General features: G+C 65.0%; 17 protein-coding genes. 14 read left to right on the forward strand and 3 right to left on the reverse strand.

Features of this window, described 5'->3' with window-relative positions:
• Nucleotides 1-183: 183 nt before the first annotated feature.
• From HU737_RS04900 to HU737_RS04910, 3 genes are read right to left on the reverse strand one after another with little or no spacing between them, the layout of a single operon-like run.
• The gene (locus tag HU737_RS04900; protein ID WP_186555718.1) at nt 184-2115 is read right to left on the reverse strand and encodes a response regulator; all 1932 of its coding nucleotides are present in this window, start codon (nt 2113-2115) and stop codon (nt 184-186) included.
• Entirely contained in the window at nt 2112-3002 is an 891-nt protein-coding gene (locus HU737_RS04905) for an ABC transporter substrate-binding protein (RefSeq protein WP_186555719.1), read from the reverse strand. Before HU737_RS04905 ends, HU737_RS04900 begins: the two co-directional genes overlap by 4 nt.
• Nucleotides 3002-5149 carry a TonB-dependent receptor plug domain-containing protein gene (locus HU737_RS04910; protein ID WP_186555720.1) on the reverse strand — a complete coding sequence of 716 codons (2148 nt, stop codon included), beginning with the start codon at nt 5147-5149 and terminating at the stop codon, nt 3002-3004. Before HU737_RS04910 ends, HU737_RS04905 begins: the two co-directional genes overlap by 1 nt.
• Before the next feature lie 181 nt (nt 5150-5330).
• On the opposite strand from HU737_RS04910, the gene HU737_RS04915 reads away from it, so the two are divergent.
• The 14 genes from HU737_RS04915 (at nt 5331) to HU737_RS04980 (ending at nt 19523) form a co-directional block, all read left to right on the forward strand.
• Nucleotides 5331-6356 carry an NAD(P)H-dependent glycerol-3-phosphate dehydrogenase gene (locus HU737_RS04915; protein WP_186555721.1) on the forward strand — a complete coding sequence of 342 codons (1026 nt, stop codon included), beginning with the start codon at nt 5331-5333 and terminating at the stop codon, nt 6354-6356.
• A 36-nt stretch (nt 6357-6392) separates the two neighbouring features.
• Complete coding sequence (locus tag HU737_RS04920) at nt 6393-6740, forward strand: DUF4389 domain-containing protein (RefSeq protein WP_186555722.1); 348 nt, start codon at nt 6393-6395, stop codon at nt 6738-6740.
• Entirely contained in the window at nt 6737-7195 is a 459-nt protein-coding gene (gene sixA / locus HU737_RS04925) for a phosphohistidine phosphatase SixA (RefSeq protein WP_186555723.1), read from the forward strand. Before HU737_RS04920 ends, sixA begins: the two co-directional genes overlap by 4 nt.
• A gap of 96 nt (nt 7196-7291) precedes the next feature.
• Entirely contained in the window at nt 7292-7633 is a 342-nt protein-coding gene (locus tag HU737_RS04930) for a hypothetical protein (protein ID WP_186555724.1), read from the forward strand.
• 103 nt (nt 7634-7736) lie between these two features.
• Complete coding sequence (locus HU737_RS04935; RefSeq protein ID WP_186555725.1) at nt 7737-8525, forward strand: alpha/beta fold hydrolase; 789 nt, start codon at nt 7737-7739, stop codon at nt 8523-8525.
• Nucleotides 8522-9376: an alpha/beta fold hydrolase gene (locus HU737_RS04940; RefSeq protein ID WP_186555726.1), complete on the forward strand. Its 855-nt coding sequence runs from the start codon at nt 8522-8524 to the stop codon at nt 9374-9376. The genes HU737_RS04935 and HU737_RS04940 overlap by 4 nt, the downstream gene beginning before the upstream one ends.
• 109 nt (nt 9377-9485) lie before the next feature.
• Nucleotides 9486-10268 (forward strand): DUF4892 domain-containing protein, encoded by a 783-nt coding sequence (locus HU737_RS04945; protein ID WP_186555727.1) that lies wholly within the window; start codon nt 9486-9488, stop codon nt 10266-10268.
• Nucleotides 10269-10280: 12 nt separating this feature from the next.
• Nucleotides 10281-11333, forward strand: a complete 1053-nt coding sequence (locus tag HU737_RS04950) for an AI-2E family transporter (protein WP_186555728.1) — start codon at nt 10281-10283, stop codon at nt 11331-11333.
• 367 nt (nt 11334-11700) lie between these two features.
• Nucleotides 11701-11790 (forward strand): K(+)-transporting ATPase subunit F, encoded by a 90-nt coding sequence (gene kdpF / locus HU737_RS04955; RefSeq protein WP_186555729.1) that lies wholly within the window; start codon nt 11701-11703, stop codon nt 11788-11790.
• A 9-nt stretch (nt 11791-11799) separates the two neighbouring features.
• Nucleotides 11800-13494: a potassium-transporting ATPase subunit KdpA gene (kdpA, locus tag HU737_RS04960; RefSeq protein WP_186555730.1), complete on the forward strand. Its 1695-nt coding sequence runs from the start codon at nt 11800-11802 to the stop codon at nt 13492-13494.
• A gap of 10 nt (nt 13495-13504) precedes the next feature.
• A complete protein-coding gene (kdpB, locus tag HU737_RS04965; RefSeq protein WP_186555731.1) occupies nt 13505-15559 on the forward strand; it encodes a potassium-transporting ATPase subunit KdpB in 2055 nt (684 codons plus the stop codon).
• Nucleotides 15560-15570: 11 nt separating this feature from the next.
• Nucleotides 15571-16122, forward strand: a complete 552-nt coding sequence (gene kdpC, locus HU737_RS04970; protein ID WP_186555732.1) for a potassium-transporting ATPase subunit KdpC — start codon at nt 15571-15573, stop codon at nt 16120-16122.
• A gap of 60 nt (nt 16123-16182) precedes the next feature.
• Complete coding sequence (locus tag HU737_RS04975; protein ID WP_186555733.1) at nt 16183-18837, forward strand: DUF4118 domain-containing protein; 2655 nt, start codon at nt 16183-16185, stop codon at nt 18835-18837.
• Nucleotides 18834-19523: a response regulator gene (locus HU737_RS04980; RefSeq protein WP_186555734.1), complete on the forward strand. Its 690-nt coding sequence runs from the start codon at nt 18834-18836 to the stop codon at nt 19521-19523. The genes HU737_RS04975 and HU737_RS04980 overlap by 4 nt, the downstream gene beginning before the upstream one ends.
• Nucleotides 19524-19643 lie beyond the last annotated feature (120 nt).

The raw sequence follows: 19643 nt of genomic DNA on the forward strand, positions 1-19643 counted from the left end.
GCGGCAGGGGATGAATCTTCCCGGCCATCCCAGAGCACTATGAGCTCAAGGCGGCAGCCTACAGGTAGACTATTGCGTTGTGGTGAAAGTCACAGCGCACCTGGCAAATGAAGTACAGGTGTTCACTGAAACCAGTATTTTCAGGCCCAGCGGCGGTCCTGTCTAGTCTAAGACTGCCGCACTTTAGCATTTATCGCCAGTCGCGGCTGTCTGTCCGGGTAACCAACGCTGCAGGATCCGCTGCAGTTCCGTGCGTTTGAAGGGTTTGCTCAGGTAATCGTCCATGCCAGCCGCCAGGCAACGCTCGCGATCGCCCTGCAAGGCACTGGCGGTCAAGGCGATGATCGGTAGCCCGGCGCCTTGGCGTAGCTGACGAATGCGCCGGGTCGCTTCATAGCCGTCCATCAGCGGCAGGCGGCAATCCATCAGTACCGCAGCGAAGCGCTGCTGGTCGACCTGCTCTACCGCCTGCGCGCCGTCCATGGCCACGCTGACCTCAAAGCCGAGGCTGCGCAGCATCGCCTCGATCACGCTTTGGTTTACCGGGTTGTCCTCGACCAGCAGGATCCGCCCGCCAGCCTCGCCTGGCTGGCCCTGCGCCGCGCTGCCTGGGAGCAGGGCGGCGGGCTTGCTGGCCAGGGCCAGGGGCATTTCCAGGGTAAAGGTCGAGCCCAGGCCCTCGCGACTCTCGGCGCGCAACTGGCCGCCCATGCGTTCGGCCAGGGTGCGCGCAATTGCCAGGCCCAGGCCAGTACCGCCGTAGCGTCGGGAGATCGAACTGTCGGCCTGCTGGAAGGCGACGAACATCATTTCCAGGCGGTCGCTGTCGATACCGATGCCGGTGTCGCGTACCGCGCAGCTGAACCAGATCAACTGGCGGTCGAGCACCTGCCAGCGCGGCTCGACTTCGACCTGGCCGCGCTCGGTGAACTTCAAGGCGTTGCCGATCAGGTTCAGGAGGATCTGGCGGATGCGTGTCGGATCGCCGACAACTTCCAGCCGGTCCAGGCCTGTCGGCAGTTTCAACTGCAGGTCCAGGCCGCGCTGCTGGGCGCTGTGCTGGAACGACTGCACGCTGCTGCTGATCAGCTCGCCCAGGTTGAAATCGATATGCTCCAGCTCAAGGCTGGTGCGCTCGATCCGCGAGAAGTCGAGGATGTCATTGATCACCTTGAGCAGGTGCCCGGTCGATTCGCTGGCCACTGCCGTGTAGTCAGCCTGCTCGTGGGTCAGCTGGGTGGTTTCGAGCAATTGCAGCATGCCCAACACACCATTCATCGGCGTGCGCAGTTCATGGCTCATCATGGCCAGGAAGTCCGACTTGGCGCGGTTGGCCTGTTCGGCCTCTTCGCGGGCCTGGATCAACTGCGCGATTGCCTGCTTCTGTTCTTGGCTGGCCTGCTCCAGGGCACTGGCCAGGTTGTTGATGTGACGCGCCAGATGGCCCAGCTCGCTATCATCTACCACCGGCACCGGGGCATTGAACTCGCCCTGCTGGATCGCCTTGACCGCGTGGCCCATGTCGCTGATGGGCTTGGCCAGGCTCATGGCCAAGCGGCGCGCGAGGAGGAAGGTGAACAACAGGGCGAACAGGGCCAGGATCCCGGCCTTGATGACGATTTCTTGCTGGCGCTGGCTGAAGGCGTCGTCCGACATGCCGACGATTACCCGGCCCAGGTAGTCATCGCCAATGCGCGGCATCGGCGTCTTGCCTTGCTGCAGGAAGTCGTTGTCCAGGCGGATCTGCTGGAGGCGGATCGGCGCCTGGAACACTTCCACGCGCTGCGCGCGGTTGGCGCTTTCATCGGCTTGCTCGACATACACCAGGATATGGTTGCGGCTGTCCTGCACTTCCAGAAAACGCACGTGCGGAATGCTCAAGGTCGCGCGCATCAGGCTTTCCAGCACCTCGTTGTTGCCGGAGATCACCCCGTACTCCGAGGCCGGCGCCAGCTGGTTGGCGATCAGCTGGCCGGTGTGGTTGAGCTCCTGGCGCAAGTCCTGGATACGCACGAAGGTAAAGAAGCTGATCAGCAACAGCGTCAGCAACAAGGCCGGGCCGAGGCTGATGATTTGCGTGCGGGTATGGATGTCCCAGCTCAGGCGCTTTCTCATGGGGTGGGTTCTCCTTCGGCCAGGGCCAGGGCGGCGGCCTTCGGATCAATCGGCTCCAGGCCCAGGGCGCGGGCGACCTGTTGGTTGCCACTGACGCCAAAGTGCGAGGGATACAGGCTACGCGGCCAGCGCGCCGGGGGCTGGTCGAGCAGCCGGTCGAGCACCGCCAGCCAGTCGTCCTGGTCGCTGTAGGTGCTGGCCAGGGCGCCAGCGCGAACGAAGCCGACGTTGGGGCCGATCAGTGCCAGCTGCCGGCCATAGCTGCTGAGCAGGACGTTCTTGGCGGTCTTGGAGTTGTACAGGTCGGGGTCATCGATCCCCAGCAGCACGTCGCTGTTGCCCAACAGGTGCTGCAGCGGGCGGCTGTCACGCAGGTCGGGCCAGTCCTGGGCGACTATCTCCAGGCCCAGGGGCTGGGCGGCCTGGCGCAGTTCGTCGAGCAGAAAGCGGCTTTGCTCCCCGTACAGCACGCCAATTCGGCGGGCCTGGGGCAGCAGCAAGCGTGTCAGGCGCAGTTGCCGGGCCAGCGGCGGGTCACTCCAGAGCAGGCACAAATAGGCCGGACGCGACTTTCCCAGGCGCTGTTCAACTTGCACCCGGCTGACCCGCATGGCCAAAGCCGGCGGCCCGGCGGTTTCGCCCAGGCGCCATTCCAGCGCGGCGTTGTCGAGCAGGATCAGGCGAATATCGCTTTTCAGCTGGCTGGGGCGGGGCAGCTCGGCCACGCTTTGAAAGCGCACCTGGTCATGGCTGCGACGGCTTTGCATGGCCTCGACGAAATTGCGGATGCCGGGCTGATCGTCACCCCCGACCAACAGGATCTCGCTGGCTGACAGCGTCCCCAGTGGCCATAGGCAGAGCAGCAGCAGGCGCAGCAGACGCAGCATCAGAACTCCAGCTCCGCGCTGACGCTCAGGCGGTGACGGCTGTCGTAACGGTTCTGGGGCAGGGTGATCGGCTCGTCGTCCAGACGCTGCTGCCAGAGTGCGGCAAGCTCCAGGGTGGTGCCCTGAATGCGCAGGCGCTTGGCCACGCGCAGGTCGATGCGCTCGAAGCGATAGTCGTTGAGGTTGGCATCGCCATAGTAGAACAGCGCGCTGGACCAACCCGCGCCCCAGTCACGCATCCAGCCAGCCGAGCCGCTGTTGCGTGCGCTGTTCTGGCTGTCATTGCGGTTGCTGGCCCAGGCGTCGACGTAGGCGTAGCTCAGCCGTAGGCGATCGCGCAGGCTCGGGCGCCAGTCGACCTGCGCCTCGGTGCCACGAAAACTGGCCTTGTTGGCGTTGCTGGCAATGTACTGGTTGTTGCGCAGCGGTTCACTGATCATTCCGGTGATCTCGTCGTAGAACAGCTTCACATCCATGCTCAGGTCGATATCGCTGAAGTTACCGTTGTAACCCAGCTCGCGCGAGCGCATCCGCTCCTGGTCCAGATCGCCCGGGCCGCGGGTCTTGACGAAGTACTCACCATTGCCCATCCAGGGTTGATAGGGCGTCAGGTTGTTGACCGTGTAGCTCCAGTTGACGTTGTTCTCGAACATGTCTGGCGAGCGCACCGCCTCAGAGTAGACGGCCCGCAAGCCATGCCGCGGGGTGATCAGGTAATTGACCGCGACCCGTGGCGTCAGCGAGCTGCCGGACAGGCGACTGTCTTCGAACATCGCCCCGCCTTGCAGGATCCAGTGTTCGTCCGCGCGCCACTCCAGTTGGCCGAACAGGCGCCAGGTCTGATCGTCCAGCGTGCCATTGAAGTAGGTCTGCGAGTCGGCTTTGTCATAGCGGAAATTGGCACCACTGAGCAGGCGCAGGTTGTCGGTCAGGCTCAGGGTGTCCTGGATCTCCAGGTCATAGCGGGTTTCCCGGGTGCTCTGGTCGACATCGCCACACACCACCTGGCTGCCACCCTGGCTGTCCCATTGCTGTTTCACCTGGTCCCGCAACGCCTGTAAGGCGGGGTTGCTGTTGCCCGGGGGATTGGTGATGTTGCGTGCCACCTGCTCGGCGTAGTTCGAGTCCATCTGCCACAGACGAGTCAGTTCCTGGCTGAACGAGAGTGCCGCATCACAGGCCCGCCACACCTGCTGGCGGTCGAAGTGCTGCGCCGAACCCTGTACGTACAGGCTGTGTTCGGGGTTGATATCGATGCTCCAGCGCAGCGAGCCCGCGTAGTCCTTGGCGTTGACATCAGCGCTGTCGCCGGCGCGGGTGACGAAGGGAAACACCGGTTTGTAGGTGTAAGGCCGCTGGTTGCTGCCTTCCTTGGCCGCCAACTGCCACTCCAAGGTCTGGTTGGGCGCGAGCATATGGCTGACATTGAGGTTGATCCGATTCAGCCGGCGGCTGTCGCGGTAGTCACGGCCGTACTGGTCTTGATCGAAACCGTCATCTTGCTGGCCAGACAGCGACAGGCGCAGGTCGCCACCGTCCCAGCCAAGCCCTTGGCTGGCATAGAAGTCATTGATGCCATCTTCACCGCGGGTCATTTTCAGGCGCGTGCCGTGGCTGTCGGCGGGGTTGCGGGTGAGGATGTTGACCACCGCCATCAGCGCGTTGGCGCCGTAGCTGACGGTGTTGGGGCCGCGAAACACCTCGATCCGCTCGATATCCTCAAGGGCTACCGGGATATCGCTCCAGTCTACCGTGGCCAGGCCTGCGCGGTACACCGAGCGGCCATCGATCAACACCTGCATGCGCCGGGCTTCGCTGACGTTACTGCCGTGGTAGTTGACCGTCGGCTGGTTGCCGGCGCCATAGCCGATCATCATCCCTGGCACCAGGCGCAGGAGCTCGGGAATATCCCGGGCGCCGCTGGCGCGGATCAGGTCGCTGTCGAGCACGGTCATGCTGCCCGGCACCGCGGCTGGGGATTGTTTCAGGCGGGTGGCGGTCAGAACTTGCGGCAGGTCCTGGTTGTCGATGAACAGATCGTCGGCCACAGCAGGGCCGCCGAGCAGGGCAGTCAGCAATAGCAGGCGAGGAACCGGTGGCGGGCCAGGAAACACGGTACGGCCTTGTATCAGTGTTGAAACAGGCATGTTAACTGACCTTGCGGGTTTTTCCAGCGGCTCAGGTCAAGGCTGAGTACTGTGTTGGCTTGTTCACGCATGCAGGCTGCCTGCAACTTCGCAGCTTGCACGCGTCTGCCACTGGTTCTGACGCACACGGGCCGTATAATGCAGCGGTTGCCACTTAACTTATGGCTTTAACGGATTGGATATGACTGAACAGCAACCTGTTGCGGTGCTGGGAGGCGGCAGCTTTGGCACCGCCGTGGCGAACCTGCTGGCGGAAAACGGCAACCCGGTACGCCAATGGATGCGCGATCCGGACCAGGCCCAGGCCATGCGCGTCAATCGCGAGAACCCGCGCTACCTCAAAGGCATTCGCCTGCAGGACGGCGTCGAGCCAGTCAACGACCTGCTGGCTACCCTGCAAGCCGCCGAGCTGATCTTCGTCGCCCTGCCATCCAGCGCGCTGCGCAGCGTGCTGGCGCCGCATGCCGAGCTGCTGCGGGGCAAATGCCTGGTCAGCCTGACCAAAGGCATCGAGGCGCAGAGCTTCAAGCTGATGAGCCAGATCCTCGAAGAGATCGCCCCGCAGGCGCGCATTGGCGTGCTGTCCGGGCCGAACCTGGCCCGCGAGATCGCCGAGCACGCGCTGACCGCCACCGTGGTCGCCAGTGAAGATGAAGCGCTGTGCCAGCGCGTACAGGAGGTGCTGCATGGCCGCACTTTCCGTGTCTACGCCAGCGCCGACCGCTTCGGCGTCGAGCTGGGCGGTGCGCTGAAGAACGTCTACGCGATCATCGCCGGCATGGCTGTGGCGCTGGGCATGGGCGAGAACACCAAGAGCATGCTGATTACCCGTGCCCTGGCCGAGATGACCCGCTTTGCCGTGAGCCTGGGCGCCAACCCGATGACCTTCCTTGGCCTGGCCGGGGTCGGTGACCTGATCGTCACCTGCTCTTCGCCCAAGAGCCGCAACTACCAGGTCGGCCATGCCTTGGGCCAGGGATTGTCGCTGGAACAGGCCGTCAGCCGCTTAGGCGAAGTGGCCGAAGGGGTCAACACCCTCAAGGTACTCAAGGCCAAGGCCCACGAGGCGCAGGTGTACATGCCGCTGGTGGCCGGTTTGCACGCGATCCTGTTCGAGGGTCGCACGCTCAACCAGGTCATCGAGCACCTGATGCGCGCCGAACCGAAAACCGACGTCGACTTCATTTCCACCAGCGGTTTCAACTGAGCCGTCAGCGGCTCTGACCAGAGCAAGGAGCAATACATGAACGATACCCCCGAGCGCGCTCAGCGCGAGTCGATCATCCTGCGGGTGCTGTGGATGCTGGTGTTCCTGGTGGTCTGGCAGCTGGCCGAGCTGCTGCTCGGCGGCCTGGTCCTGGTCCAGCTGATCTACCGGCTGATCTATGGCGCGCCCAGCGCCAGCCTGATGAACTTTGGCGACAGCCTCAGCCAGTACCTGGCGCAGATCGGTCGCTTCGGCACCTTCCATACCGATAACAAGCCATGGCCGTTCGCCGACTGGCCAACCCCGCGCACCCCGGAAGGCGAGGCGCCGCATGCCGTCGCCCCAGCGCCCCATCCGGTGCGTGACGAGGAGCCCAAGCTGTGAAGCTGTGGGTGCTACGCCACGGCGAGGCCGAGCCGCGCGCCAATACCGATGCCGAGCGACGCCTCACCGCCCATGGCCGCGAGCAAGTGTTGCACAGCGCTGCGCGGCTGCTCGGCCAGCCGCTGCAGGCGATCATCGCCAGCCCCTATGTGCGCGCCCAGCAGACCGCCGCACTGGTGCATGACACCCTGGGCTTCGCCGAGCCGGTGCGCACCGTGCCCTGGTTGACTCCGGAAAGCGATGTGCAAAAGGTTATCGGTGAGATCGAGCGGTTGGGCCTGGAGCATGTCTTGTTGGTCAGCCATCAGCCGTTGGTTGGGGCGCTGGTCGGCATGCTCGAGCATGGCCATGGGCAACAAGCCGCGCCAATGAGTACCGCCAGCCTCGCCGAGCTGGAAGGCGATTGGCCGCTGGCAGGCTTGATGACCCTGCGCGCCCTTAGCCACCCAGGCTGATCCCTGGCAACTGGTAGTTTTGTCAGTTGCTTTGGCGTTGGGCGCATTGCTAGCGTTGCCGGCAGATCAAGCGGGCAGTGGGCCAGGGAGCATTGAATGAGCAGTCGGCGTCTGGAGTTGGTGCAGTCGGTAAAGCCGCAGGCGGCACTGGACAAACTCAATGAGCGGGGCGTCCCGGATTTTGCCGAGCACCGTTTGTTGCAAGACTGCGCAGATGCCAGCTTCAACCTGTTGCTGCGCAAGTTCGAGGGCCAATACGAACTCGAACAACTGCGCCAGGCCAGTATGCGCATGGCGCACCTGCTGCAAACCAGCTGCCTGGCCTTGCGCAGGCTCCAGCTCAGTGAGCGCGATAAAGGCCTGGCGCGTGAGGCGCTGGAGTATCAGCTGGCGTATATGCACGCCTGTCTGCGCCGCTCGATGGCCAGTTTCGATTGACTTCGATGACCTGATCGCCCTTGGCGATGACCTATCCAAACGTTGCCGCCATCGCCGCGCTTGCCGACAATGGGCCATCATTCCCCCAGCAGAGCAGCCGGCCATGTCGCAGCAGATCTTCTTCGCCCATGCCAATGGCTTTCCCTCGGCCACCTACGGCAAGCTGTTTGCCGCACTGGCGCCGGACTACCAAGTCCAGCACCTGGAGCAGCATGCGCACGATCCGCGCTTTCCGGTCGATGACAACTGGCTGAACCTGGTCAATGAGCTGCTCCATCACCTGGCCCAACAGGACGCGCCGGTCTGGGGCGTCGGCCACTCGCTGGGCGGCGTGCTGCACTTGCATGCGGCGCTGCGTTGCCCGCAGTACTACCGCGGCGTGGTAATGCTCGACTCGCCCGTGCTGACCCGCGCCGATCAATGGGTAATCCGCGCGGCCAAGCGCTTTGGCTTCATCGACCGCATCACCCCGGCAGGGCGCACCTTGGGCCGGCGCGAGTCATTCAGTGATCGCGACAGCGCCCGTGGCTACTTTGCCGGCAAGACCCTGTTCCGCCACTTCGACCCGGATTGCCTGGAAGCTTATCTGGAACACGGCCTGCAAGCAGCGCAAGACGGCCTGCGCCTGCGCTTCGATCCGGCCACCGAGATCAGCATCTACCGCAGCATTCCCCACCTCAGCCCAGCTCCGGCGCGCCAGCTGCAGGTGCCGCTGGCGATGGTCCGCGGCGAGCGCAGCCGGGTGATCCGCCGCCACCATGCCCTGGCCGTGCGCGGCATGCCCCAGGGGGAATACCACAGCGTGCCGGGCGGGCACATGTTCCCGCTGGAGCGCCCCGACGATACCGCCAGCCTGATCAAGGGCCTGTTCGATCGCTGGAGCCAGGCATGAGCGCGCAGGTCGAGGAAATCCGCCTGAACCTGGGCCATATCGAACTGGCCGCGCACCTGTTCGGCCCCGCCGACGGCATCCCGGTGATCGCCCTGCATGGCTGGCTGGACAACGCCAACAGCTTCGCCCGCCTGGCGCCCCGCCTCAAAGGGCTGCGCATCGTCGCGCTGGATTTGGCCGGGCATGGCTACTCGGAGCATCGCCCGGCCGGCGCCAGCTATGCGCTGGCCGATTACGCCCACGACGTAGTGCGGGTTGCCCAACAGCTCGGTTGGGAGCGCTTCGGCCTGCTTGGGCACTCATTGGGGGCGATCATTTCCGTGCAACTGGCCGGCGCCTTGCCTGATCGGGTCAGCCATTTGCTGATGATCGACGGCGTCATTGCGCCAACCGGCGTCGAGCAAGACGCTGCCGAACGGCTAGGCATGGCGCTGCAGGCCCAGTTGCGCCTGGATGGCAAGCGCAAGTCGGTGTACGCCAACCTGGAGGAGGGCGTCGAGGCGCGCATGAAAGGCATGGTCGCCGTCAGTCGCGAAGCCGCCGAACTGCTGGCCCAGCGCGGCCTGATGCCGGTGCCCGGCGGTTACAGCTGGCGCAGCGACAGCCGCCTGACCCTGCCATCGCCCGTGCGGCTGAGCGAAACCCAGGCCATGGCCTTCGTCAAACGCGTAAAGTGCAATGCCTGCCTGGTGGTGGCCGCCGATGGCATGCTTGCCCGGCACACGGCGTTGCTGGAGCAGCTACCCTTTGAACAGGTTTCACTGCCAGGCGGCCATCACCTGCACCTGAATGACGAGCACGGCGCGACCCTTGTCGCAGACTGTATCAATCGCTTTTTCGGGTTTCCTTGACTTGCACCGGACAAGTGTCGAGGCTTGGCGGGTTGAACAGGGAGACAACCATGTACATGCCAGACATCCATCCATCGATCACCGGCGCTGCGTGCGGCATGGGTGGCCGATGAGCATTCGAATCGTCATCGCCGCCTGCCTGGGCCTGGCCAGCCCGATAGTGTGGGCCGGCACGCTGCCGGTCCCGTTGGACGGCAAAGTTGTCGATGAGCGCCCTGCGGTCGAGCAGGAGCGCGTCTATCCGATGGGCGCATTGCGCAAGATCAGTGGCCGCCTGCGCGTTGAAGGCAAGGTCGAGAGCCGTGGCCAGGTCAATTCCGTCACTTACCTGTTGCCCACCGAGCGTACCGCGCGCGAAGCCTTCACCAGCGCCCGCGAAGCGCTGCAGCGTGACGGCGGCTACCCGTTGTTCTGGTGTGAAAAACGTGACTGCGGCGAAGCCAGCCTGTGGGCCAATGAAGTGTTCAAGAACGCTCGGCTCAATGGCGGCGACGACCAACAGGCGTTCATCCTCCTGCGGCGCTCGGCAGAAGAGGCCAACACCCTGGTAGCGTTGTACAGCGTCACCGCTGGCAACAAGCGCGCCTACCTGCATGTGGAAGAGTTCGTTGCCGAGCAACCGCTGGGCGAACTGCTGCCCACCTCGGCTACGGTGATGCGCGAGCTGCGCGACACCGGCAAGCTCGACTACCCTGATCTTGCTGAGCCCAAGGATGCCTGGGTGACCCTGCTGAGCCGCAGCCTCAACCTCGACAGCACCCTGCGCGTGAGCTTGAGCGGCGAGCAAGCCGAAGCCTGGCGCGAACAACTGGCCAAGGCCGGTGTGCGTAGCGCGCGCCTGGAAGTGGGCACGGCACCGACAGAAGGCTTGCACCTGGAATTGATCCGCTGAAAGTGAGTCACCATGGCCAACAATGATCGCCTGCTGGTCCAGATCCTCCTGCTGGCGCTGCTCGGTGCCGGCTTGTGGGTGATGGCGCCGTTTATTTCCGCGCTGCTGTGGGGCGCTATCCTGGCGTTCGCCAGCTGGCCATTGATGCGCCTGCTCACGCGCCTGCTCGGCGGGCGCGAGACCCTCGCCGCCAGCGTGCTGACCACGGTGTGGATCTTGCTGGTGGCGCTGCCGCTGGTGTGGCTGGGGTTCAACCTGGCCGATCATATTCGTGATGCCACGGCTTTCGTGCGCGATGTCCAGGTCGATGGCTTGCCCGACGCACCGAGTTGGCTGGGCGGTATTCCCTTTGTCGGTGAACGGCTGGTGGCGATGTGGGACTCCGTCGACCAGCAAGGCGCTGCGCTGATTGCATCGATCAAACCGTACCTGGGCCAGGTGGGCAACTGGCTGCTGGCGCGCAGTGCACAGATCGGCAGCGGCGTGCTCGAGCTGACCTTGAGCCTGGTGTTCGTGTTCTTCTTCTACCGCGACGGGCCACGTCTGGCGGCGTTCGTCTTGCGCTTGTTGCAGCGGTTGATCGGCGAGCGTGCCGAGTACTACATCGACCTGGTGGCCGGCACCGTGCAGCGGGTGGTCAACGGCGTGATTGGTACCGCGGCGGCGCAAGGGCTGCTGGCGATGATCGGATTCCTGATCGCCGGGGTCCCTGGCGCTATCGTGCTTGGCCTGGTCACCTTCATGCTCAGCCTGATCCCCATGGGGCCACCGTTGGCCTGGATCCCCGCGACGGCCTGGCTGGTGTGGCAGGGGGAGTATGGGATGGCGGTGTTCCTCGGTATCTGGGGTACCTTCGTCATCAGCGGCGTGGATAACGTGCTCAAGCCCTACTTGATCAGCCGCGGCGGCAACCTGCCGTTGGTGATCGTGCTGCTTGGGGTATTTGGCGGGTTGATCGCATTTGGCTTCATTGGCCTGTTCATCGGGCCGACCTTGCTCGCAGTGGCCTACAGCCTGCTGCTGGACTGGAGCCGTAGCGCCGGGCAGCACACGCCACAGCGCTGATCCGGCCCGCACAACGCCTGGAGGAGCGTAATGCTGTTAACTTAAGATTTTGGGGCCGCGTTGCAGCCCTTCGCGGGCAAGCCCGCTCCCACAGGTATAGCACCGCTCGGACGGTCAGCGCCGTACCTGTAGGAGCGGGCTTGCCCGCGAAGGGCCGCAACGCGGCCCCAAAGCAGGCGACAAGGGCCTTAAGTGAACAGCATTACTGGAGCGGGACAAGCCCGCAGCCTCAGCAGCCGCTAACAGCAAACTGCTGGTCTTTACGCATTCTTTATGGCTTGAGCCACCCCGCGATCTCGCCCCTTTACGGCCCTCCCTCGGACAATTTCCCCAAAGCGGCCAACGCCGCAATTCGGGGAGATCGCTCATGAATATGCTCGATGGGGTGTCACTGCTGCTGGCAGTGGCGTTGGCGGTTTACCTGCTGGTGGCGCTGTTGCGCGCCGATCGCAGCTAGGGAGCGGCCATGCACAGTTATGATTTCGCGTTGTTGCTGGCGTTCTTCGCAATTGTGCTGCTGCCAGCACCGTGGCTTGGAAGGTTCTACTACAAGGTCATGGAAGGCCAGCGTACCTGGCTGTCACCCGTTCTTGCGCCCGTGGAGCAGGGCTGCTATCGCCTGGCGGGGGTGCGCCCCGAGCAGGAGCAGAACTGGAAGCAGTACACCTTGGCGCTGCTGGCATTCAACCTGGCCGGCTTCCTCCTGCTGTTCACGGTGCTGCTGTTGCAGGGTTACCTGCCACTGAATCCGCAACAGCTACCCGGCCAGGAATGGTCGCTGGCGTTCAACACGGCGGTGAGCTTCGTCACCAACACCAATTGGCAGGCCTATAGCGGTGAAGCTTCGGTCAGCTACCTGAGCCAGATGCTGGGCCTGACCGTGCAGAACTTCGTCAGTGCCGCCACCGGTCTTGCCGTGCTGGTCGCGCTGTGCCGTGGCATCGCCCGGCGCTCGTCCACCACCCTCGGTAACTTCTGGGTCGACATGACCCGCGCCACCCTCTACGGCCTGCTGCCGCTGTGCATCGTGCTCGCGCTGCTGCTGGTCTGGCAGGGCGTACCGCAGACGTTCGCCGACTATGCCCACGCGCTGACCCTGCAAGGCAGCGAGCAGACCATCCCACTGGGCCCTGCCGCCAGCCAGATCGCCATCAAGCAGCTGGGCACCAACGGCGGCGGCTTCTTCGGCGTCAACTCGGCGCACCCGTTCGAGAACCCAACGGCCTGGAGCAACCTGTTCGAGGTGGCCTCGATCATCCTCATCCCGGTCGCACTGGTGTTCACCTTCGGCCACTACGTCAAGGACCTACGCCAGAGCCGGGCAATCCTTGCCTGCATGTTGGCGCTGTTCCTGATCGGTGGCAGCACCGCGCTGTGGTCCGAATATCAGCCCAACCCCGCAATTGAGAACGCTCAGGTGCAGCAATCGGCGCCGATGGAGGGCAAGGAGAGCCGCTTCGGCACCACCGGTTCGGTGCTATGGACGGTCACCACCACCGCCGCCTCCAACGGCTCGGTCAACGCCATGCACGACAGCCTCAACCCGCTGACCGGCATGGTCGCGATGGTCAACATGATGGTCGGCGAGGTGATCTTCGGCGGCGTCGGCGCCGGGCTCTACGGCATGCTGCTGTTCGTCTTGATCGCAGTGTTCCTGGCCGGGCTGATGATCGGCCGCACTCCGGAATATCTGGGCAAGAAGCTCCAGGCCCGCGAAGTGCAGTTGCTGGTGGCGACGTTGTTGGTGATGCCCGTTGGCGTGCTGGTGCTCGGCGCCATCGCCGCCAGCTTGCCAGGCCCGGCCGCTGCCGTAACCAACCCCGGCGCGCACGGCTTTAGCCAGCTGCTCTATGCCTATACCTCCGGCACCGCCAACAACGGCTCGGCCTTCGCCGGCTTCGGCGCCAACACGATCTACCACAACCTGATGATCGCCCTGGCCATGCTCATCGGCCGCTTCGGCTACATCCTGCCGGTGCTGGCCCTGGCGGGAAGCTTGGCGGCGAAGAAAAGCGCGCCGCTGGGGCACAACAGCTTCCCCACCCACGGCCCACTGTTCACCAGCCTGCTGCTGGTCACCATCCTGCTGGTCGGCGGCCTGACCTTCTTGCCAACGCTGGCCCTGGGCCCCATTGCCGAACACCTGAGCCTGGGTTTCTGAGGAATCAACCATGAACATGCCCATTGCTGAAGTTAAAGCGCCGCGCGTCAGCGCCGACCAGACTCGCCTCGCCGCGTTGTGGCGGCCGGCCCTGATCCAGGCGTTGGTCAAGCTCGACCCACGCCAGCTCAAACGCTCGCCGGTGATGCTGGTGGTCGAACTGACCGCCATCCTCACCACCCTGCTGTGCTTCGCGCCGGACAGCGGCGTGAGTACCACGGTGGCGGTGCAGATCGCCCTGTGGCTGTGGTTCACCGTGCTGTTCGCCAACTTCGCCGAAGCCCTCGCCGAAGGCCGTGGCAAGGCCCGCGCCGACAGCCTCAAGGCCGGCAGCCAAGGGCTGCAAGCCACCCGCCGCAACGCCGCTGGCCAGTTCGAGCAGGTTGCCGCCAGCGAGCTGCGCAAGGGCGACGTGGTCAAGGTGATTGCCGGTGAGTTGATCCCCGGTGACGGCGAGGTGATCGAAGGCATCGCTGCGGTCAATGAAGCGGCCATTACCGGTGAATCAGCGCCGGTGATCCGCGAGTCCGGCGGCGACCGCTCGGCCGTCACCGGCAACACCCGGCTGGTGTCCGACTGGCTGCTGATCCGCATCAGCAGCAACCCCGGCGAGTCGACCCTAGACCGCATGATCGCCCTGGTCGAAGGCGCCAAACGGCAGAAAACCCCCAACGAGATTGCCCTGGACATCCTGCTGATTGGTTTGACCCTGATCTTCCTGATCGTGGTGGTGACCTTGCAGCCGTTCACCCATTTCGTGGGAGGGAGCCTGCCACTGATCTTCCTTGCCGCACTGTTGGTCACGCTGATCCCCACCACCATCGGTGGCCTGCTGTCGGCGATTGGTATCGCCGGCATGGATCGCCTGGTGCGGTTGAATGTGATCGCTCGCTCCGGTCGCGCGGTCGAGGCCGCGGGTGATGTGCACACGCTGATGCTCGACAAGACCGGCACCATCACCTTCGGCAACCGTCGTTGCAGCGCGCTGCACGCGGCACCCGGCATTAGCGCCAAAGAGCTGGGGGAGGGCGCCTTGCTTGCGTCGCTGGCCGACGATACTGCCGAAGGCAAGTCGATTGTCGAGTACCTGCGCCAACTGCACGACTTCATCGAGCCCTCGCCTGAGCAATTGACCCCCATCGCCTTCAGCGCCGAGACCCGTCTCTCTGGCGTCGACCTGCAACAACACCGCTACCGCAAGGGCGCCGTCGATGCCGTGTTGGCCTTCGTCGGCATGCAGCGCCTGGAGATGCCCGTGCCGCTGGCCAAGGAGGTCGAACGCATCGCCCAGAGCGGCGGCACGCCATTGCTGGTTTGCGTCGACAAACGCCTGCTCGGCGTGATCCACCTCAAGGACGTGGTCAAGCCCGGCATTCGCGAACGCTTCGCCCAATTGCGCAAGCTGGGCATCCGCACCGTGATGGTCACCGGCGACAACCCGCTGACCGCCGCCGCCATTGCCGCCGAGGCCGGGGTCGATGACGTGCTCGCCGAAGCCACCCCAGAGAAGAAGCTCGCCCGCATCCGCCAGGAGCAGAACGACGGCCGCCTGGTCGCCATGTGTGGTGACGGCGCCAACGATGCCCCGGCCCTGGCCCAGGCAGACGTCGGCATGGCCATGAACGACGGCACCCAGGCGGCCCGCGAGGCGGCCAACATGGTCGACCTGGACAGCGACCCGACCAAACTGCTCGACGTGGTCCAGGTGGGTAAAGAACTGCTGGTCACCCGTGGCGCGCTGACCACCTTCTCGATCGCCAACGACGTGGCCAAGTACTTCGCCATTCTTCCGGCGCTGTTCGCCGCGATCTACCCGCAACTGGGCGTGCTCAACCTGATGCAACTGGCCAGCCCGCAGAGCGCGATCCTTTCGGCGATCGTGTTCAATGCGCTGATCATCATCGTGCTGATCCCGCTGGCCCTGCGCGGCGTGCGCGTGCAAGCCGCCAGCGCCGCCCACCTGCTGCGGCGCAACCTGCTGATCTACGGCGTGGGCGGGATCATCGTGCCGTTTGCCGGGATCAAGCTGATCGACCTGCTGCTCAACGCATTGCACCTGGTGTGAAGGAGACCAACATGACTGCTTATGTACGCCCGGCCTTGAGCCTGGCCCTGCTGATGACCCTGGTGACCGGTGCGATGTATCCCCTGGCGGTGACCGGGATTGCCCAGTTCGCCTTCCCCGAACAGGCCAATGGCAGCCTGGTGCGCGACGCCCAAGGGCAGGTACGCGGGTCGGCCTTGATCGCCCAACAGGCGACGGGCGATGGCTGGTTCCATCCACGGCCTTCGGCGGCAGGGTATGCCACTGTGGCCAGTGGTGCGAGTAACCTCGGCCCGAGTAATCCGGCGCTGGCGCAGCGGATAACGGCCGATGCCAGTGCGCTTTACCGCGCAGATCTTGGCCCTGTGCCGCAGGCCCTGCTGACCACCTCCGGCAGCGGTCTGGACCCGCACCTGCCGCCAGCGGCGGTGGCCTATCAGATCCCGCGGGTGGCAGCGGCGCGGCAAGTACCGGTAGAGCGCTTGCAAGCCCTGCTCGAAGAGGCCACCCTCCACCCATTGATCGGCCCGCCAGTGGTCAACGTCCTGGCCTTGAATCAGGCCTTGGAAAAATGGCCACATTGATAGTGGGGGCCGCATTGCGGCCCAAGTCCGACTGACCGCCGCAAAAGTGAAGGATGCAACATGAGTGATTCCGCCCGCGCCGACGCGCTGTTGGCGGGCTTGCCCCGCGAAGGCCGCGGCAGGCTCAAGGTATTTCTCGGCGCCGCCCCTGGCGTAGGCAAGACCTACGCCATGCTCCAGGCCGCCCACGCCCAGCAACGCCAAGGCGTGCAAGTGGTCGCTGGGGTGGTCGAAACCCACGGCCGCGGCGAAACCGAAGCGCTGTTCGCCGGCCTGCTCCAGCAACCCTTGCTACGCAGCGACTACCGCGGGGTAACCCTGGAAGAAATGGACCTCGACGGCCTGCTCAAGGCCGCACCGCCGTTGGTCCTGGTCGACGAACTGGCCCACACCAACGCCCCCAACAGCCGCCACGCCAAACGCTGGCAAGACGTCCAGGAACTGCTGGCAGCCGGCATCGACGTCTACACCACGGTCAACGTCCAGCACCTGGAAAGCCTCAACGACAAAGTCCGCGACATCACCGGCGTGCAGGTGCGCGAAACCCTGCCGGACTGGGTCCTGCAAGAAGCCTTCGAACTGGTCCTGATCGACCTGCCGCCGCGCGAGCTGCTCGAGCGCCTGCGCGAAGGCAAGGTCTACGTCCCCGAGCAGGCCCGCGCCGCCATCGACGCGTTCTTCTCGCAAACCAACCTCAGCGCCTTGCGCGAGCTGGCCATGCAAACCGCCGCCGCGCAGGTCGATGCCGACCTCGCCCACGGCTACCGCCAACGCGGCCAGGAAGCTCCGGCCTTGCGCGGCCGGCTATTGGTCGGTGTCGACGGCGACGAGCAGGCCGAGCGCCTGGTGCGCCACGCCAGCCGCGTCGCCCAGCGCCGCCACCTGCCGTGGAGCCTGGTCCATGTCGATAACGGCAAGCTGCGCGACGAGAATGCCCGGCAACGCCTGCAAGCGGCCCAGCAATTGGCCGAACGGCTGGGCGGCGAGGTGGTCTTGCTGCGCGCTGGCGAAGTCGCACGCACGCTGATCCAGCACGCCAGCGAGCGCCGCGCCAGCCTGGTGCTGGTCGGCCAATCGCGCGACCGCTGGCGCCGTCGTCTGTTCGGCGCGGGCGTGGCTACACGTCTGCTGCGTGAAAGCCATGGCCTGGAGATCAACGTGCTCGACCGCGATGTGCAACCGGTAGCGGCGCGGGCGGTGGTCAAGCGTGTCTGGGTCTGGCGCCATTACCTGCTGGCGCTGCTCGCCACCGCGCTGGCAGCGGGTCTGGCTTGGGCGGTGTCCAGCGTGTTGGCGCTGCCGAACATCTCGCTGGTGTTCCTCGCCGCTGTATTGCTGGTCGCAGTACGCAGCAGCCTCGGCCCGGCACTGGCCTGCGCCGCGCTGTCGTTCCTGACCTATGATTTTCTGTTCATCCCGCCCAACTTCTCCTTCAGCATCCAGCGCGAAGAAGACGTGCTGACCCTGGTGTTCTTCCTGCTCATGGCGGCACTGACCGGCAACCTTGCCGCGCGTCAGCGTCGCCAGCTGCAAGCCCTGCGCGAGACTCAGGCGCAGACCAACCAACTGCTCGACCTGTCGCGCCGCTTGACCGTGGCCACCGACCGTCAGGCCGTGCTCAACGCCGCCAACCAGCACCTCGATGGCTGGCAAGACGTGCAGGTGTGCCTGATGGAGCGCGGTAGCGAAGGCCTGCTGCAGGTCGCCAGTGGCCAGCCGCCGGCGCTGACCGATAACGAACGCGCCGCGGCCGACTGGGCCTGGCAACATGGCCAGGCCGCCGGCCACGGCAGCGACACCTTGCCCCATGGCCGCTGGTGGTGGTGGCCGCTGGCGGTCGAAGACCAGCCGCTGGCCTTGCTGGGCGTGCGCCCGCGTACAAACGACAGCCTGAGCCCCCAGCGCCGCCGGCTGCTGATGGCCCTGGCCCAACCGCTGGCCCAGGCCCTGGCCCGCGCGCGCCTGGGCGAGCAACTGGAAGCGGCGCGCCTGCACGGCGAAACCGAACAACTGCGCAGCGCCTTGCTCGCCTCGGTCTCGCACGACCTGCGCACCCCACTGACCGCCATGCGCGGCAGCATCGACAGCCTGCTGGCGCTGGGCGATGCGATCCCTCCCGAGGACCGTCGCGAGTTGCTCGAAGGCACCCGCAACGAAGCCGAGCGTCTCGATCGCTACATCCAGAACCTGCTCGACATGACCCGTCTCGGCCACGGTGGTCTCAAGCTGGCCCGCGACTGGGTCGCCCCGGCCGACATCGTCGGCAGCGCCCTCAACCGCCTGCGCGTGGTGCTGGCGCCACTGCGGGTGAGCACCGACGTACCCACTGAGTTGCCGCTGCTGTTCGTGCATGCTGCGTTGATCGAGCAAGCATTGGTCAATGTCCTGGAAAACGCCGCGCGCTTCTCACCCAACAACGGCCGCCTCGAACTGCGCGTACAGGTGCGCGACGAGCAACTGTGCCTTGTCGTCAGCGACCAAGGCCCAGGCATCCCGGTGGCCGAGCGCGAGAAGATTTTCGACATGTTCTACACCGCCGCCCGCGGCGACCGGGGGGGGCAAGGCACTGGCCTGGGCCTGGCGATCTGCCAAGGCATGATCGGTGCCCACGGCGGTAGCATCCTGGTCGGCGAAGGCATCGATGGCCAGGGCACCTGCATCACTCTATGCTTGCCGCTGCCCACCCAACCTGAAACCGAAAGCCAAGACTCATGAGCCAAGCCGCCACCCTGTTGGTCATCGACGATGAGCCACAGATTCGCAAATTCCTGCGCATCAGCCTGGTGTCCCAGGGCTACAAAGTGATCGAAGCCGCCAACGGCGCCGAAGGCCTGGCTCAAGCCGCGCTGGCCAAACCGGACCTAGTGGTGCTCGACCTCGGCTTGCCTGACATGGACGGCCAGCAGGTGCTGCGCGAGCTGCGCGAATGGAGCACGGTGCCGGTGATGGTGCTGTCGGTGCGCGCCAGCGAAGTGCAGAAAGTCGATGCGCTGGATGGCGGCGCCAACGACTACGTGACCAAGCCATTTGGCATCCAGGAGTTTCTCGCGCGCATCCGCGCCTTGTTGCGCCAAGCCCCGCAAGCCGAAGTAGGGCAGGCGACGGCCAGCTTTGGCCCGCTGCTGGTCGACTTCGCCTTTCGCAAAGTGACCCTCGATGGCGTCGAAGTGGCGTTGACTCGCAAAGAGTACGCGCTGCTGGCCCAGCTGGCCGGGCACCCCGGTCGCGTGATCACCCAGCAACAACTGCTCAAGGACATCTGGGGCCCGACCCACGTCGACGACAGCCATTACCTGCGCATCGTCGTCGCTCATGTACGGCAGAAGCTCGGCGATGACCCGACCGCGCCGCGCTTCATCATTACCGAGCCTGGGGTTGGGTATCGATTGGTCGCGCCTTAAGCTGCAACCTCTCCCCTCAGTCTCTGTGGCAGCGGTTTATCCGCGAAGAAGTTGGCATGGCCACCATCCCCTTATGGCGAGGGCTACGCCCTCGTTCGCGGGTAAACCCGCTCCCACAGG

The sequence above is a fragment of the Pseudomonas urmiensis genome, from assembly GCF_014268815.2.
Lineage (GTDB): Bacteria > Pseudomonadota > Gammaproteobacteria > Pseudomonadales > Pseudomonadaceae > Aquipseudomonas > Aquipseudomonas urmiensis.

Coding starts and splice junctions, on each gene's coding strand:
- HU737_RS04900 (WP_186555718.1), bottom strand. CDS start 2,115: ATGAGAAAGCGCCTGAGCTGGGACATCCATACCCGCACGCAAATCATC.
- HU737_RS04905 (WP_186555719.1), bottom strand. CDS start 3,002: ATGCTGCGTCTGCTGCGCCTGCTGCTGCTCTGCCTATGGCCACTGGGG.
- HU737_RS04910 (WP_186555720.1), bottom strand. CDS start 5,149: ATGCCTGTTTCAACACTGATACAAGGCCGTACCGTGTTTCCTGGCCCG.
- HU737_RS04915 (WP_186555721.1), top strand. CDS start 5,331: ATGACTGAACAGCAACCTGTTGCGGTGCTGGGAGGCGGCAGCTTTGGC.
- HU737_RS04920 (WP_186555722.1), top strand. CDS start 6,393: ATGAACGATACCCCCGAGCGCGCTCAGCGCGAGTCGATCATCCTGCGG.
- HU737_RS04930 (WP_186555724.1), top strand. CDS start 7,292: ATGAGCAGTCGGCGTCTGGAGTTGGTGCAGTCGGTAAAGCCGCAGGCG.
- HU737_RS04935 (WP_186555725.1), top strand. CDS start 7,737: ATGTCGCAGCAGATCTTCTTCGCCCATGCCAATGGCTTTCCCTCGGCC.
- HU737_RS04940 (WP_186555726.1), top strand. CDS start 8,522: ATGAGCGCGCAGGTCGAGGAAATCCGCCTGAACCTGGGCCATATCGAA.
- HU737_RS04945 (WP_186555727.1), top strand. CDS start 9,486: ATGAGCATTCGAATCGTCATCGCCGCCTGCCTGGGCCTGGCCAGCCCG.
- HU737_RS04950 (WP_186555728.1), top strand. CDS start 10,281: ATGGCCAACAATGATCGCCTGCTGGTCCAGATCCTCCTGCTGGCGCTG.
- kdpF (WP_186555729.1), top strand. CDS start 11,701: ATGAATATGCTCGATGGGGTGTCACTGCTGCTGGCAGTGGCGTTGGCG.
- kdpA (WP_186555730.1), top strand. CDS start 11,800: ATGCACAGTTATGATTTCGCGTTGTTGCTGGCGTTCTTCGCAATTGTG.
- kdpB (WP_186555731.1), top strand. CDS start 13,505: ATGAACATGCCCATTGCTGAAGTTAAAGCGCCGCGCGTCAGCGCCGAC.
- kdpC (WP_186555732.1), top strand. CDS start 15,571: ATGACTGCTTATGTACGCCCGGCCTTGAGCCTGGCCCTGCTGATGACC.
- HU737_RS04975 (WP_186555733.1), top strand. CDS start 16,183: ATGAGTGATTCCGCCCGCGCCGACGCGCTGTTGGCGGGCTTGCCCCGC.
- HU737_RS04980 (WP_186555734.1), top strand. CDS start 18,834: ATGAGCCAAGCCGCCACCCTGTTGGTCATCGACGATGAGCCACAGATT.